General features: G+C 39.3%; 15 protein-coding genes and 1 tRNA gene. 8 read left to right on the forward strand and 8 right to left on the reverse strand.

Annotated features, from left to right (window positions below; genetic code table 11):
- Positions 1–80 precede the first annotated feature (80 nt).
- The 3 genes from QVB70_RS16520 to QVB70_RS16530 form a co-directional block, all read right to left on the reverse strand.
- Complete coding sequence (locus tag QVB70_RS16520; protein WP_287588542.1) at positions 81–380, reverse strand: hypothetical protein; 300 nt, start codon at positions 378–380, stop codon at positions 81–83.
- 73 nt (positions 381–453) lie between these two features.
- Positions 454–642, reverse strand: a complete 189-nt coding sequence (gene spt4, locus QVB70_RS16525) for a transcription elongation factor subunit Spt4 (protein WP_287588544.1) — start codon at positions 640–642, stop codon at positions 454–456.
- Between the two features lie 25 nt (positions 643–667).
- Positions 668–1,288 (reverse strand): DNA-directed RNA polymerase, encoded by a 621-nt coding sequence (locus tag QVB70_RS16530; RefSeq protein ID WP_287588546.1) that lies wholly within the window; start codon positions 1,286–1,288, stop codon positions 668–670.
- Between the two features lie 336 nt (positions 1,289–1,624).
- Between QVB70_RS16530 and QVB70_RS16535 the strand changes: the two genes are divergently transcribed.
- On the forward strand, positions 1,625–2,857 hold the full coding sequence (locus tag QVB70_RS16535) for a translation initiation factor IF-2 subunit gamma (protein ID WP_287588549.1): 1,233 nt from the start codon (positions 1,625–1,627) through the stop codon (positions 2,855–2,857).
- A complete protein-coding gene (locus QVB70_RS16540; RefSeq protein WP_287588552.1) occupies positions 2,821–3,255 on the forward strand; it encodes a hypothetical protein in 435 nt (144 codons plus the stop codon). Before QVB70_RS16535 ends, QVB70_RS16540 begins: the two co-directional genes overlap by 37 nt.
- 150 nt (positions 3,256–3,405) lie before the next feature.
- Here QVB70_RS16540 and QVB70_RS16545 read toward each other — a convergent pair whose 3' ends face one another.
- Entirely contained in the window at positions 3,406–5,679 is a 2,274-nt protein-coding gene (locus tag QVB70_RS16545) for a sodium-translocating pyrophosphatase (RefSeq protein WP_287588553.1), read from the reverse strand.
- Positions 5,680–5,900: 221 nt separating this feature from the next.
- On the opposite strand from QVB70_RS16545, the gene infB reads away from it, so the two are divergent.
- The 3 genes from infB (at position 5,901) to ndk (ending at position 8,773) form a co-directional block, all read left to right on the forward strand.
- Positions 5,901–7,700 carry a translation initiation factor IF-2 gene (gene infB, locus QVB70_RS16550; protein ID WP_287588555.1) on the forward strand — a complete coding sequence of 600 codons (1,800 nt, stop codon included), beginning with the start codon at positions 5,901–5,903 and terminating at the stop codon, positions 7,698–7,700.
- A gap of 113 nt (positions 7,701–7,813) precedes the next feature.
- Positions 7,814–8,194, forward strand: a complete 381-nt coding sequence (locus QVB70_RS16555) for a 30S ribosomal protein S6e (protein ID WP_287588557.1) — start codon at positions 7,814–7,816, stop codon at positions 8,192–8,194.
- 120 nt (positions 8,195–8,314) lie between these two features.
- Positions 8,315–8,773, forward strand: coding sequence for a nucleoside-diphosphate kinase (ndk, locus tag QVB70_RS16560; protein ID WP_287588559.1), 459 nt, complete (start codon positions 8,315–8,317; stop codon positions 8,771–8,773).
- 51 nt (positions 8,774–8,824) lie between these two features.
- Here ndk and QVB70_RS16565 read toward each other — a convergent pair whose 3' ends face one another.
- Both QVB70_RS16565 and QVB70_RS16570 read right to left on the reverse strand, forming a co-directional pair.
- Positions 8,825–9,007, reverse strand: coding sequence for a 50S ribosomal protein L24e (locus QVB70_RS16565; RefSeq protein ID WP_287588562.1), 183 nt, complete (start codon positions 9,005–9,007; stop codon positions 8,825–8,827).
- A gap of 103 nt (positions 9,008–9,110) precedes the next feature.
- Positions 9,111–10,409 carry a transposase gene (locus QVB70_RS16570; RefSeq protein ID WP_287588563.1) on the reverse strand — a complete coding sequence of 433 codons (1,299 nt, stop codon included), beginning with the start codon at positions 10,407–10,409 and terminating at the stop codon, positions 9,111–9,113.
- Between the two features lie 215 nt (positions 10,410–10,624).
- Here QVB70_RS16570 and QVB70_RS16575 point away from each other — a divergent pair.
- Both QVB70_RS16575 and QVB70_RS16580 read left to right on the forward strand, forming a co-directional pair.
- Positions 10,625–10,715: transfer RNA gene (locus tag QVB70_RS16575), tRNA-Cys, on the forward strand.
- A 34-nt stretch (positions 10,716–10,749) separates the two neighbouring features.
- Positions 10,750–10,932 (forward strand): hypothetical protein, encoded by a 183-nt coding sequence (locus QVB70_RS16580; protein ID WP_287588565.1) that lies wholly within the window; start codon positions 10,750–10,752, stop codon positions 10,930–10,932.
- 15 nt (positions 10,933–10,947) lie between these two features.
- On the opposite strand, the gene QVB70_RS16585 is transcribed toward QVB70_RS16580, so the two are convergent.
- Positions 10,948–11,625, reverse strand: coding sequence for a 4Fe-4S dicluster domain-containing protein (locus QVB70_RS16585; RefSeq protein ID WP_287588567.1), 678 nt, complete (start codon positions 11,623–11,625; stop codon positions 10,948–10,950).
- A gap of 343 nt (positions 11,626–11,968) precedes the next feature.
- On the opposite strand from QVB70_RS16585, the gene QVB70_RS16590 reads away from it, so the two are divergent.
- Positions 11,969–12,424 carry a 30S ribosomal protein S15 gene (locus tag QVB70_RS16590; RefSeq protein ID WP_287588570.1) on the forward strand — a complete coding sequence of 152 codons (456 nt, stop codon included), beginning with the start codon at positions 11,969–11,971 and terminating at the stop codon, positions 12,422–12,424.
- A 217-nt stretch (positions 12,425–12,641) separates the two neighbouring features.
- Here the strand turns inward: QVB70_RS16590 and QVB70_RS16595 are convergent.
- A partial coding sequence (locus QVB70_RS16595; protein ID WP_287588571.1) for a zinc ribbon domain-containing protein occupies positions 12,642–12,864 on the reverse strand: 223 nt, incomplete at its 5' end.

Below are 12,864 nucleotides of genomic sequence, written 5' to 3' on the forward strand. Positions count from 1 at the left end.
ATTAATTTACTTTGCTTTACTTTAATTAATGTACTTTTTGATGAAATATAATACCGAAATCCTGATGATTATATAATACTCTATTCTTCAGCAGTTTTTCCTCTGTTTCTTAAAATTATGTGCGATGGTTCTATCTTTTCACCTTCAGAGGGTGTAGAATATACTCTCGCATAGATCTTAGTTACTGAAACTCCAAATTCTGAGAGAATTTTTTCAACAAAAAGCGCTTCTTTATCACAATTTAAAAGAGCAGAAAGTTTGTCTCTAATTTCTGCGCGCGTCGGAGTAGCAGTTCTGGGATGTCTAACAATACATTCAAGTTCTTTTCTTTTTAACAATGGGTTTTCGAATTCCTTTAGAATTTCAATCTGCAAACTCAAGTTCAAGTTCCTCCATTGAGAGTTTTTACGTAAATTCAAGTGTATCTTTAAATTTTTCGATTTGACAAAGATCTCATCTAACCTTAAGAGCATATTTGCCGGGTTTAGTAACATTCAACTGTTTAGCTATTTGATTATCTTCCAACGAGAAAATCCACACGATGCCTGTAAAGTCTTCACTTAAAGTGTACGTTTTACAGTCAGGACATTGTTGTTTTTCAGAGAAGATTCTATGACACACTCGACACGCTTTTTCCTTCATACTTATCACCATTAATTAATTAAGATCAGCTGCGACGCTTTTTCCTTCTTTTCTTTGGTTTGGGTTTGGGTTTTTCTTCTTTTTCAGTTTCTTCTCCATTCTCTCCTTCAGACTCTTGAACCCATTCTTCAATCCATGTCTTTGCACCAAGTCCTTGTTGCCTCATGGAGAGTCCCATTCGAATTGCGTTTTTAGTTAATGAGATGGCTATTACTCTTGCCCTAATTTTGTCACCAACGCGAATTATCCTATTGCTTTCTCGTCCTTGTAGCGCGTGCTTTCCATCGTATGAAAAAAAATCATCATAAACTTGTGAAACATGAATTAGTGCATCTATACAACCTAATCTAACAAATAAACCAAAATCTGTGGCTTCAACCACTTCGCCCTCAACTATTTCGTGATCTTCTGGTTTGTAAGATAAAATATTGAAAGTTACATCATGATAAGCGGCTCCATCACCAGGGATTAGTTTTCCAACACCTATATCTTCGATAGCAGTAACTGCAATAATTAATCCTAAATCTGAATTGATAATTCCTTCATAATTTTCGCGACAAATTTCAAGGACCACTTCTTCTAAAGATTCTCCAAATCGACTTGGATCGACTCTCACCGTGTCCTGAATTTTGATATTTTTATACAATATATTTTATCCCCTTAAATGCTCTAAGAATAAAAAGATTAGAGGAAAAGTTAGGAAAAGCAAGACACTTCAATTCTATAAGCTATATTTAAAAGTCTTATTATCCCAGACGAATTGTTCTTTAACTAAAATCGAACCAAACAGAGTTGTTTGCCCATATCAATACTCTCAAAGACTCCAGTTAGTGTAGTTCTACTTATTCACTTTGAAAGATACATGTCCATTACTATTGAAAAATAAACCACGCGCATGCAATCATAATGAGAAAAACTAAAAAGTAGTGCACCTTACTTTTAGTAGATTCAATGTCTCTTATTTGAAGTTGGAGGTTTCAATGTGGCTATAAAGAAGGTACAGAGTGAGATTAATATCGGAATGGTAGGTCATGTCGATCATGGTAAGACTAGTTTAGTCCAAGCTCTGAGTGGAATCTGGACAGACACGCATTCAGAAGAACTAAGGCGTGGAATCTCAATCAAATTAGGTTACGCTGATTGTTTAATCTACAAATGTACAGGTTGTGAACCTCCTTATTATACCACAGAAAAAAAATGTCCTGCTTGTGGTTCGAAAACTGAGTTTGTTAGGAAAATTAGTTTTGTTGACGCACCAGGACACGAGATACTGATGGCAAGAATGCTATCAGGTGCAGCGATTATGGACGGTGCAGTACTCGTCATTGCTGCAAATGAAGAGTGCCCCCAACCACAAACAAGAGAACACCTTGCAGCGTTACAAATAACAGGCATCAAGCACATTATCATCGCACAAAACAAAGTTGAATTAGTCTCTGATGAAGATGCAAAGCCTAATTATGAGCAAATCAGAGACTTTGTTAAGCAAACACTTGATATTGATGTACCTATAATTCCTATTTCTGCACTTCATAAAGCCAACATTGACGTTGTGACTTCAGCACTAGAGGAGTTTATTCCAACTCCAAAACGAGATCTTGATAAACCAGCTAAACTTTATGTTGCACGATCTTTTGATATTAATAAGCCAGGTGCTACAGTAAAAGAATTAGTTGGAGGAGTTATTGGGGGCACGATTCTCGCAGGTACTTTCAAGACCGAAGATGAAATCGAGATAGCTCCTGGCATTCAGCAAAAGGAAGACGGTCCGTTTGAACGATTATACTCGGTTGTTACCACAATACAAGCAGGCGGTAACATTAAACTAGAAGAAGCAAAGCCTGGAGGACTTATTGCTTTAGGAACCAAATTAGATTCATCTATTACAAAGGGAGACGGTTTGGTGGGAAATGTTGTAGGGAAACCTGACAATCTTCCACCAGTATGGGATAAAACACTACAAGTTCAAGCTTCGCTCCTCGAACACGTAGTAGGGCTTGCTGAAGAAAAAAAAGTAATGCCTATTAAGCAAAATGAACCTCTAATGTTAACAGTTGGCGCCTCTGCTACTATCGGTAGAGTTAAAGAAGCCGGTAAGAACGCTGAATTAGAACTTCAAAGACCAGTATGCATCGAGGAAGGAAGTAGGATCGCAATCAGCCGAAGAATAAGTGGAAGATGGCGGTTGATTGGTTGGGGGATTGTGCAATCGTAAGTATTATTATTGATTCAAATTTTCTTATAATGCTCTCAGAAATTCAAATCAATATAATATCAGAGCTAGATCGCCTTGTGAAAAGAGAATATGAGTTAGTTGCTCTAAGCGGAGTTATAACTGAACTAAAAGAATTATTAAGCAAATCGAAACCTAAGAAAAGAAAGAAGGTCGAGTTTGCTTTACGATTTCTCAAAGAACAAAATATCAAAGTTTTAGATGAACAGTTCCTTCCTAATGAAACTGCAGACGAATATATTCTTAGAATCGCCAAGAAAACTAAATTCGTCGTTGCTACGAATGATGCGAAATTAAAAAAGAAACTTAAGGACGCCAATAGTTCAGTTATCTACTTGAGGCAAAAATCATACCTAGCAGAAGATGGTTTCATTGGTTGAAGGAAGATTAATTGTGATATAGGTTTAGAAGAAATACTTGTAGTCTTTCAAAAAAATAAAAATTGTAGAAAAATGTAGAGAGGGAAGGAAAGAAAATTTCTATTTTTCCTTCATTTTCCCTTTTCTAAGAGAATGTGTTTCAGTTTTGTTTTAACCAAGGTCAGCTATATCTTCTGTTTCTCTCTTGCTATACCACATAGCGAAAGCAATTACTATAGTTAGAGCAAGCACTATAGCTATTCCTAATGCTGTTGGATTGAATACAAATATAGCGACTGGATCTGCTGCTACATAGCCAATAAGAGAGACCTGTAATACAAGTGGACCTACTAGCAGTGCGATGAGATTTATTACTTTCATCATTGGGTTCAATGCAGGTCCCGCGGTATCCTTCAAGGGATCTCCTACAGTATCACCGATAACGGCTGCCTTATGGGCATCGGATCCTTTTCCTCCAAAGAGTCCATCCTCAATGCTCTTCTTAGCATTATCGAAAGCACCTCCAGCATTTGCCATGAACACTGCCAACAATTGACTAGCTATTATTGCACCTCCTAGAAAGCCTCCTAGTGCTGCACCACTGAGTAAGAATCCTACAAGCAACGGCGTGGCTATTGCGAGTATTCCAAGAGGAAGGAGTTCTTTTTGCGCGGCGCGGGTAGAGATAGCTACACACCGTTCATAGTCGGGGTCTGCTGTCCCCTCCCATAGCCCGGGAATCTCTGCAAATTGCCGTCGCACTTCTCTAATCATCTTCGCTGCGGCTTTGCCTACGGCTTTAATGCAAATTGCACTGAACAACAAGGGTACCGCTCCGCCAATAAGTAATCCAATAAAGATTAACGGAACTGACAAATCTAAGATTAGTAATTCACCACCTAGAAGCAAAGGAAGTTCAATATATGACCTAAAGAGAGACACTGCTGCTATTACTGCTGATGCTATTGCTATTCCTTTTGTAACTGCTTTAGTTGTATTACCAACTGAATCCATATCTGCTAAGACGCTTTGTGCTTGAGGAGTGAAGTAGTCATCTTTGCTCATTTCAGCCAGACCTTGTGCATTATCTGCAATTGGACCAAACGTATCCATAGCTACATTATTTCCAGTCAAGGTAAGTTGTCCGATACCGCAAAGCGCAACACCATAGAAAGCTGTTACGCCAAGCGAACCAAAGATTATTACTGAAACAAAAATTGATACTGCTATACTTATTATCGCCCAGACACTTGATTCATATCCTACGGCAATACCTTCGAGGAGGTTGGTTGCTGCACCAGTTTGACATGCCTTTGACATACCTTTAACAGGTCCCGCCTCTACTGAGGTGAAATGCTCTGTTAAGAAGTTAGTTGATACTGCAAGCCCGATTCCTGCCATTATTGCAATTGGGAATTTCCACCAAACCACAGCTAAGCCCGTGTTTATATCAGCTAAGCCTTGCATATAGAAAAAGCTGAGAACGAAAAATCCAATTATCGAAGCCGTAGCTGAAGTGGTGTAACCGCGGTTTATCGCTTTCATTGCACCTTCTTTCTCACCACGAAGTCTCACGGCGTACGTACCGATTATTGAACTTAACACTCCGATGGCCCTGACCATCAGTGGGAATAATACGCCTTTAAAACCGTAAATCGCTGGTGGGAACGCAGCTAGACCTAATATCATAGCTGAAACTTCTGTTACTTCGTATGACTCGAATATATCTGCAGCCATACCTGCACAGTCACCAACATTATCACCTACCAAGTCAGCTACCACAGCAGCATTCCTTGGATCATCTTCAGGGATACCTTTCTCAATTTTGCCTACAAGATCGGCTCCAACATCTGCAGCCTTCGTATAAATTCCACCACCAACTCGATAGAACAATGCTATAAGTGTTCCGCCAAATCCAAAGCCTAATAAGACTTCGAACGCCCATTCACGGAAGATTATAAATGCAATTATACCTCCTAGCAGGCCAAGCCCATCGGTTAGCATACCAGCTACTGTTCCACCTCTGTATGCTATTTTAAGCGCTTGTCCGAAACTTTTATTCGCTGCAGCAGCTACTCTGACATTTGCGCGGGTGGCAATATTCATACCCGCGTATCCTACAGATGCTGAGAAACTAGCACCCATCAGGAATGCTAACATCCTTCCAAACCTAATTGATGGGAAACCCTCTGGTTGATGCGCAGGTAACATTATAAGAATGGCAGCTAATATTGCAACCATCACTCCGATCGAAATAAGTTGCTTTCTTAGATATGAATTTGCCCCTGCTCTTATGGCGTTAGAAATTCTGTCTGCATCGCCCCCAGTGGTGGGGTGTTTCATAGTTTGACGTGCAAGCAATACCGCATAAATTAATCCAGCTATAGATATAACAACAATCATCCAGGTAAAATTCAAGTCTAATGTAGTTAGTTCTATACCCATCTTTTCTCACCTTTTTTCAAATGAAACAGGAGGATACTTTTAAAGTTATTGGCGAATACTTGCCATAGGAAAAATGGATGGCACAATCAAAAAACACATTAAATGCTAAATCAAAAACTTTACAAAGTTATTTAAGGAATTGAATGAATGATCCTTCAAAATAAGGACAGAAATTGTCTAAGAACTTCATAATCAAACCTTCAAAGTGGAGGTTAAAGCAAATGAGTGAAAAAGAGGACGATTTACGCGCTCCAATTTGTACTATCATGGGACATATTGATCACGGCAAGACCTCACTGCTAGACAGAATCCGTGGTACTGCAGTGCAGAAAAGAGAAGCAGGAGGCATTACACAGCACATTGGTGCAAGTTTTTTTCCTATGGAGACAATTAAAGAAGTTACTGGGAAATTGCTTGATACTCTCAAGATAAAATTCACTTTACCAGGTCTTCTAATAATCGATACACCAGGGCACGAATCGTTCATCAACCTGCGGGCTCGTGGAGCGAGTGTAGCTGATATTGCTATTCTTGTAATAGACGTAATGGATGGCTTTATGCCTCAATCATGGGAGAGTTTAAATCTTTTACGTGCTCGAAAAGTTCCTTTTTTGATCGCTGCAAATAAAATTGATCGTCTAGGAGGATGGAAACCCAACGAGAACTCTACTTTTCTAGCATCTTTCAACAAACAAAATGAATTTATTCAAACTGACCTTAATGAGCGCATATATGAAATAATGGGCGAACTCTCAAAGGAAAAATTCCAAGCCGAAAGATACGATAGAATAAAGGACTTTACAAAAAATGTGGCTATAATCCCAACTTCTGCTAAAACTGGAGAAGGAATAGCAGATCTTTTAATGATTCTAACTGGTTTGGCACAGCAATATCTGCAAGAAAAACTACATGTTTCAAAGGGACCAGCAATCGGCTCAATTCTGGAAGTTAAAGAAGAACCAGGTCTAGGAATAACTATTGACACAATTATCTATGAGGGACGAATTAAGAAGGGAGACAGTATTATCACCTATGATAAGAATGGTGAACCGATTATAACAAAAGTTCGCGCATTGCTTTCTCCAAAACCTTTGGATGAAATCCGTGATCCAAGAGAAAAGTTTAATTCAGTAGATGAAATAAAAGCAGCGGCTGGTATAAAAATAGGCGCGCCAAATCTCGATAATGCTGTTGCTGGTGCATCGGTTTCAGTGTTCACTGACGAAGAACATTTAAACTCCCTTATTGCGGAGATAAAGAAAGAGATCAGCGAAATAATTATATCTACAGATATTTCTGGAATAATCCTGAAAGCAGATGCATTAGGTTCTTTAGAGGCTATTCTTAGACTTTTAAAAGAAAATAAGATCCCCATAAGAACTGCGAATGTTGGAGACGTTAGCAAACGTGATGTTGTTGATGCAGGTGTTTCTCTCGAACAAGATCCCCTGAACGGAGTAATTTTAGGCTTTAATGTTGGTGTGCGTCCAGACGCGCAAGAAGAAGCAGATCGTCTTGGTATACCTATAATGCTAAACAATATCATTTATAGACTCGTTGAAGATTTCGATGATTGGAAACTAGATAAGGAAAAGCAATTACGTGAAGAACGCGAAAAGGCAATAATTAGGCCAGGTAAAATAAAAGTTATGCCAGGTTTTGTTTTTCGAATTAACAAGCCAGCGGTCGTTGGTGTTGAAGTATTAGGAGGACAAATCTGTCCAAAATATCTATTAATTCGTGCATCCGATGGACGTAAAGTCGGCGAAATAGTTGGAATACAAGATCGAGGTGAGAATGTTCCTAAGGCTACAAAAGGGGAAGAGGTCGCTATATCGATCAAGGGATGTACAGTTGGAAGGACCTTTAACGAAAATGATGTACTGATAGTTGACATGTCTGAGACGATGTTTAATACGCTGCGAACCAAGTTCAAGGATGAATTGCCAGACTCTCAAAAAGAAATTTTAGACGAACTTCGTGAAATAAAACGGAAAACAAAACCATTGTGGGGATTTTAATTTTCCATTTGGTCAAAGCGCAGAATTTATAAACAGAAAATGAATTCATGTTCTTTAATCATTCACGATTTCAAAACTTGATGATAATCAGAACATTTCGGAGGACAAGAAAAGTGGTTGAATATAAAGCTGTTATATCTGATCCAGAAACTGGTAAAACACGACAGATTGGTATCGAAGGTGATAAAATTGGCAGATTATTGGGAATTAAGATTTCAGAAGAAATTGAAGGTACAACAATTGGCTTTCCGGGATACAAATTCGTGTTAACTGGTGGAAGTGACAAAGATGGTTTCCCCATGAAACCTGATGTTCATGGAGCTATCAGGAAAAGAATCTTGATGTCATCAGCACCTGGTTTTCATCCAAAAAGACCTGGTCAGAGAAAGAGACGAACAGTAAGAGGAAATATGATTTCAGATGAGATAGTTCAGATAAACCTCAAAGTCACTGGAAAACCTGAGAAGGAAGATATGCAAATAATAGAATTCTAAAAAAATACCGTAAGATCTCTCCATTATAACAAATTAAAATTTGCTAGAGCACAAAAAATGTGGAGAGGTTAATGCCCTTTCATTTAAAACCATTTTAGGTATAGTATAGGAGGCAAAATTATGAGTGAATTTGAGAGAACTTTTGTGATGCTAAAGCCTGATGCCATAGCTAGAGGGTTAATTGGAGAAATAATCTCAAGAATTGAGAAAAAAGGGCTGAAAATAACTGCATTGAAGTTATTACAAGTTTCAAGAGAATTAGCAGAGAAACAATATGCAGTTCATAAAGGAAAGGCATTTTTCGAACCATTAATAGAATATATTACATCAGGACCATCTCTTCCAATGGTTGTGGAAGGAAAAAGCGCAGTTCAAGCAGTAAGAACAATCATAGGAAAAACAAATTCCCTTGAAGCGAACCCTGGGACTATTAGAGGCGATTTCGGTATGACTCTTGAGCGAAATGTTATTCATGCAGCAGATTCTGTAGAAAATGCAAAAATGGAAATGGCAGTATATTTTAACGAAGAAGAGGTATGTAAATATCCACGTTCAGACGAAAAGTGGTTATACAAGTGAATCTAATGCTTAAGTTTTGTTATTTGGTTATTAAAAATAAGATACAGGATATTAACGCTTAGATTCATATCGATTTGTCCATTTTAGTTTGCGTGGATTGCGTTTCATCGAATCTGATTTTTTACATTTACTAGAGCAGTACCATCTTGTAGATCCATCTGTTTTAACGTATAACATCCCTGTACCAGGTTCAATTTTAATTGCGCAAAAACTGCATTCACGTAATCTGACCATTCTGATCACTCAAACATATTGTAACTAGTATGGTAGGTTTAAAGTCAACTCATTTTAAATGTATTACTCTGTATTCAATTCTTCAGAACTTCAGTGAACTACCTCACGCTGAAGCAGTGAGGCTTCCTGCTTCGCTGACCGAACTTGCTGTCACATAGGGAATACCATTGAGGTATTCCAGCGATGTCACAGTAGAGGATTCAGTCTCCACAGGCTTAACATCCCTACGTCCCGTAGGTAGCAGCTGTGTTAACCCTTCGTTCTCGATGTTAACACTTGAATTATGATCTCTGTCCATTACCAATCCGCAGACGGGGCAGACATATAAACGTTCATCTAACTCGATGTCCCGGATATTCCCGCAGCGAGAACAGGTCTTGGTGGAAGGAAACCATCTATCGACTTGGATCGGAGTATGCACCTTTTCCTCAAGTGTGCGTATGATCCCTCCGATACCCGTTGATAGGATCTTCCTGCCCCAGAGGCGTTGCCAGGCCTTGACATGCTCATCTTGGTAACAGACCACACCATACCTGGTGTGGAGATAATGGACCAATTTGTTTCTGACGTCCTTCTTGATATTGGTAACCTTCACATAGGCTTTTTCCAATTTGTGCAGGGCTTTATACCAGTTTTTGCTGCTATATTGACAGCGACTTAATTGCTGGTGTAATTTTCGCAACTTGGTGCTAATGGGGATGGCATACTGGATGGCAATGCCGTCTGACAGCGTTAATTGGGTTTTGATGCCGAAATCGATGCCCACCGTTTTTGACGGGGGCGGGGTGTGTTTCCGCGCCTGGTAAGTAGTGATTGCCACGAAGTAGTCGCCATGGCGCTGGATCAAGGTGGCATTAGCCAGCTCGCTGTCAGCAGGAATTTGCGCCAAGCCATTGACCCGTAAGTGTTGTGCGATGCCCTGGATCTTGATGCATTTGTCATTCAGGATTTTGTAGGTATTGCCGTATTGTTTCAAAGGGATGGACTTCACTTCACTCTTGTAGTTGAGTCTGCCGATTGCATGCCCCTTCGCTTTTAAGTGTGCCAGCCCTTTGATGTTATCGATGGTTCGCCTAATCAAACTCTGCTTCATGTGTGAGGATAAGTGACGTAGTTCCCGGAGTTCAAAGCGATCTTTGACTTTGACCGGCACTTCAGCGAGTTTATAATCCATGTCACACACATTCGGCTGGGAGAGAATATGGTTATACAGCCATTTGGCTTCCAGAAACAAGCGCTGCAACTGTGCATGTGTGTGCTGGTTAAGGTGGGAGCGGTCAAGTTTCAGCTCAAACACCCGGCAGCGTTGCTGTGTGCGGCGTGCCTTAGTGGCTTTCAAGGTAGCTTTGATGGTCTGGTTCTTTGATGGTGCGGTCGGCACTGCTGTAATAACCTTTGACACGGTGTGAACTCCCTAGTGCGAACGTCGTGCGGCGTCCTGTTGCTCCTATAGTCTATTGCTAATAAACTATATAAACCTCGCGCCATTCATCACCACGCTGAAGCTGTGGTGCTTTCTGGCTTATTATCAGTAATGTTTTTAAATTAGTCTTCTATTAGGCGAGACGCATCTGATCGAGGTGGCCAGAAACGTATACATATTAAATTGAATGATATGCCGGGGTAGCCTAGAGGCTGGAAACATCTCCCTCTTAGAGGCGGTGGACTGCAGATCCGCTTTACGGAGGTTCAATTCCTCCCCCCGGCTTCAATTTATTCCTAACTATTTGTAGGTGAACAAAATGAGTGAACGGGTTTCTCTTACTTTTGACGCTCTTTATGCATTAACAGACTTGCGTGAACTATGGCGAAAAACTGCCCCATTTCATTCGTTAGACGAAAAAGAAAAAAAGAAGGCAATAAAGTTACTAAAAAGGGCACAAAAAGATATTATTAGTATTTTAAACATTCTAAATGAAAAGTAAACTTCATTGAGTCGTTTATTGCTCTGAAGAATCAGGATGTCCTACAGGACACGATGTAATACACAGAGTGCAGTAATAAGATTGATATAACTCAATGTCTTTACTGAGCTGTTTTAGACACTTGGACTCATAAAATCGCCCTGTAAAGCTTATTGCAAGTTGCGGACACGCATCTGCGCATTTTTTACAGGAAATTCCTTTCAATTCCAAACAGATTGGTGATTCTATCCTTTTGCTAGGTTCTAAAAGGGCGTCAGTTACTAATGCAGCAATTAATACACGCGCCCCGAACTCTGGTGTCAAAAGCAAGTTGTTAAAGCCAATTTGCCCTAATCCAGCAGATTCTGCAAGTTTCTTGATATTGATTCGTTGATCATCACTCATTTTTTCAGGATCCAATAATAGTTTAGAGTTAAAACCGCTTCTGAAAATGAATCCAACAAGTTTTTGTGTAATCAACTTTAAAGTCTTGCTTATTGTAATCTGGTAATTTGCGCTTTCTTCCCCTTTTTTGTCAATCATTAGATGTTCTAAACGTCTCCCAATTAAAATTAGAGTTCTTGCATCATCAAATACGCTTTTAATTTCTGCTTTTATCCTTTCATCCTTTATTTCTTTAACATGTGCTATGCCAACTAAGTCAGCACCTAATTTTTTCACAAACTCACTAATTGTGCTACTCATAAGGATCATGATGGGGACTCTCCAAATTGGTTTTCACCATTATATTATCTCCAAATCCTTAAACAACATCTGAAAAAAATAAAGGTATTGAAACTAATTAAACCATCTAACGAGCTTACTGCAAATATTCTTAAAGATTAAGTTAAAAACCTCAACTTCGAGTTTTAAGAAAGTGATACAAGCTAACTTTCAGTCTCCCGCTATAATCAGCAAAAATTTAAAACTCAATTGTGTTTTTTTGGTAACCTTTTTAAAACATTTAGATTTAAAAAACCTTAATCTACAAACCAAGAATTCCACACAACTGACAAAAATGTAGAAATTCAGAGGAACATTCTTGGAGGAAACTAAAATGGCTAGAATGCACAGTAGAGCACGGGGTAAAAGTGCAAGTAAGCGTCCCCCACGCACAAAATCGCCTGTATGGGTAGAATATTCGCCAGAAGAGGTTGATGATATAATTGTCAAGCTTGCTAAGGCGGGCGAGTCGCAGGCAATGATCGGAACAATACTTAGGGATCAATATGGTATTCCATCTGTGAAACTTCATACAGGAAAAAGCGTATCTCAGCATTTAGTAGAGCATGATTTAGTCTCAGTACTTCCAGAAGACATATTAAATCTCATCAGGAAGGCTTGGAATCTCCGCAATCATATGGAAGCTAATCCAAAGGATCTACACTCAAAAAGAGGGTTGCAGCTGACAGAAGCAAAAATCCATAGGCTCTCGAAATATTACCGCAAAACGAAGAAAATTGATCCAAAGTGGAAATACGATCCGAAAAAGGTAGCACAATTAATTAGATAACAAAAAAGTTGTTAATTCTTTATTTACGATGCTTTTTTTAACTCAAAACATAAAAAGTTATATTGCACAGCTAACAAACTTGTTTTTCAATGAATATTAGTCAATTTAATATAGGCATTGAAATGTGAATCGTGGTCTATTAAAATATTTGTGTAGGTGAACTACCACCCTGCAAGTAGGGTGGCTTCCTGGGTCATCCATTCCCCAGCGGGACATGTCAACCAGGCTCAACGGGCAGTTCCTGCCCTGATGATGATAATGATGATGAGCGTGCTTTTACATAGTGAGTGGATCGCTGTAAAACAGTGATTGCAGAATTATGATCTCTCGCTAACACCAGCCCACAGTACGGGCAGCGGTGGATTCGGGTTGCCAGGGTTTTCGGCACCAACTTTCCGCACCGGCTACACAGTTGTGTGGTATTGTAGGCACTCACATAC

Origin of the sequence: Candidatus Borrarchaeum sp. (assembly GCF_019058535.1) — an archaeon.
In the GTDB taxonomy this organism is placed as follows: domain Archaea; phylum Asgardarchaeota; class Sifarchaeia; order Borrarchaeales; family Borrarchaeaceae; genus Borrarchaeum; species Borrarchaeum weybense.

What these genes read in the sequence shown, in the direction of transcription:
- QVB70_RS16565 (WP_287588562.1), bottom strand. Translation starts at nt 9,007, where the DNA reads ATGGTCAGATTACGTGAATGCAGTTTTTGCGCAATTAAAATTGAACCT.
- ndk (WP_287588559.1), top strand. Translation starts at nt 8,315, where the DNA reads ATGAGTGAATTTGAGAGAACTTTTGTGATGCTAAAGCCTGATGCCATA.
- spt4 (WP_287588544.1), bottom strand. Translation starts at nt 642, where the DNA reads ATGAAGGAAAAAGCGTGTCGAGTGTGTCATAGAATCTTCTCTGAAAAA.
- QVB70_RS16580 (WP_287588565.1), top strand. Translation starts at nt 10,750, where the DNA reads ATGAGTGAACGGGTTTCTCTTACTTTTGACGCTCTTTATGCATTAACA.
- QVB70_RS16585 (WP_287588567.1), bottom strand. Translation starts at nt 11,625, where the DNA reads ATGATCCTTATGAGTAGCACAATTAGTGAGTTTGTGAAAAAATTAGGT.
- infB (WP_287588555.1), top strand. Translation starts at nt 5,901, where the DNA reads ATGAGTGAAAAAGAGGACGATTTACGCGCTCCAATTTGTACTATCATG.
- QVB70_RS16540 (WP_287588552.1), top strand. Translation starts at nt 2,821, where the DNA reads ATGGCGGTTGATTGGTTGGGGGATTGTGCAATCGTAAGTATTATTATT.
- QVB70_RS16590 (WP_287588570.1), top strand. Translation starts at nt 11,969, where the DNA reads ATGGCTAGAATGCACAGTAGAGCACGGGGTAAAAGTGCAAGTAAGCGT.
- QVB70_RS16545 (WP_287588553.1), bottom strand. Translation starts at nt 5,679, where the DNA reads ATGGGTATAGAACTAACTACATTAGACTTGAATTTTACCTGGATGATT.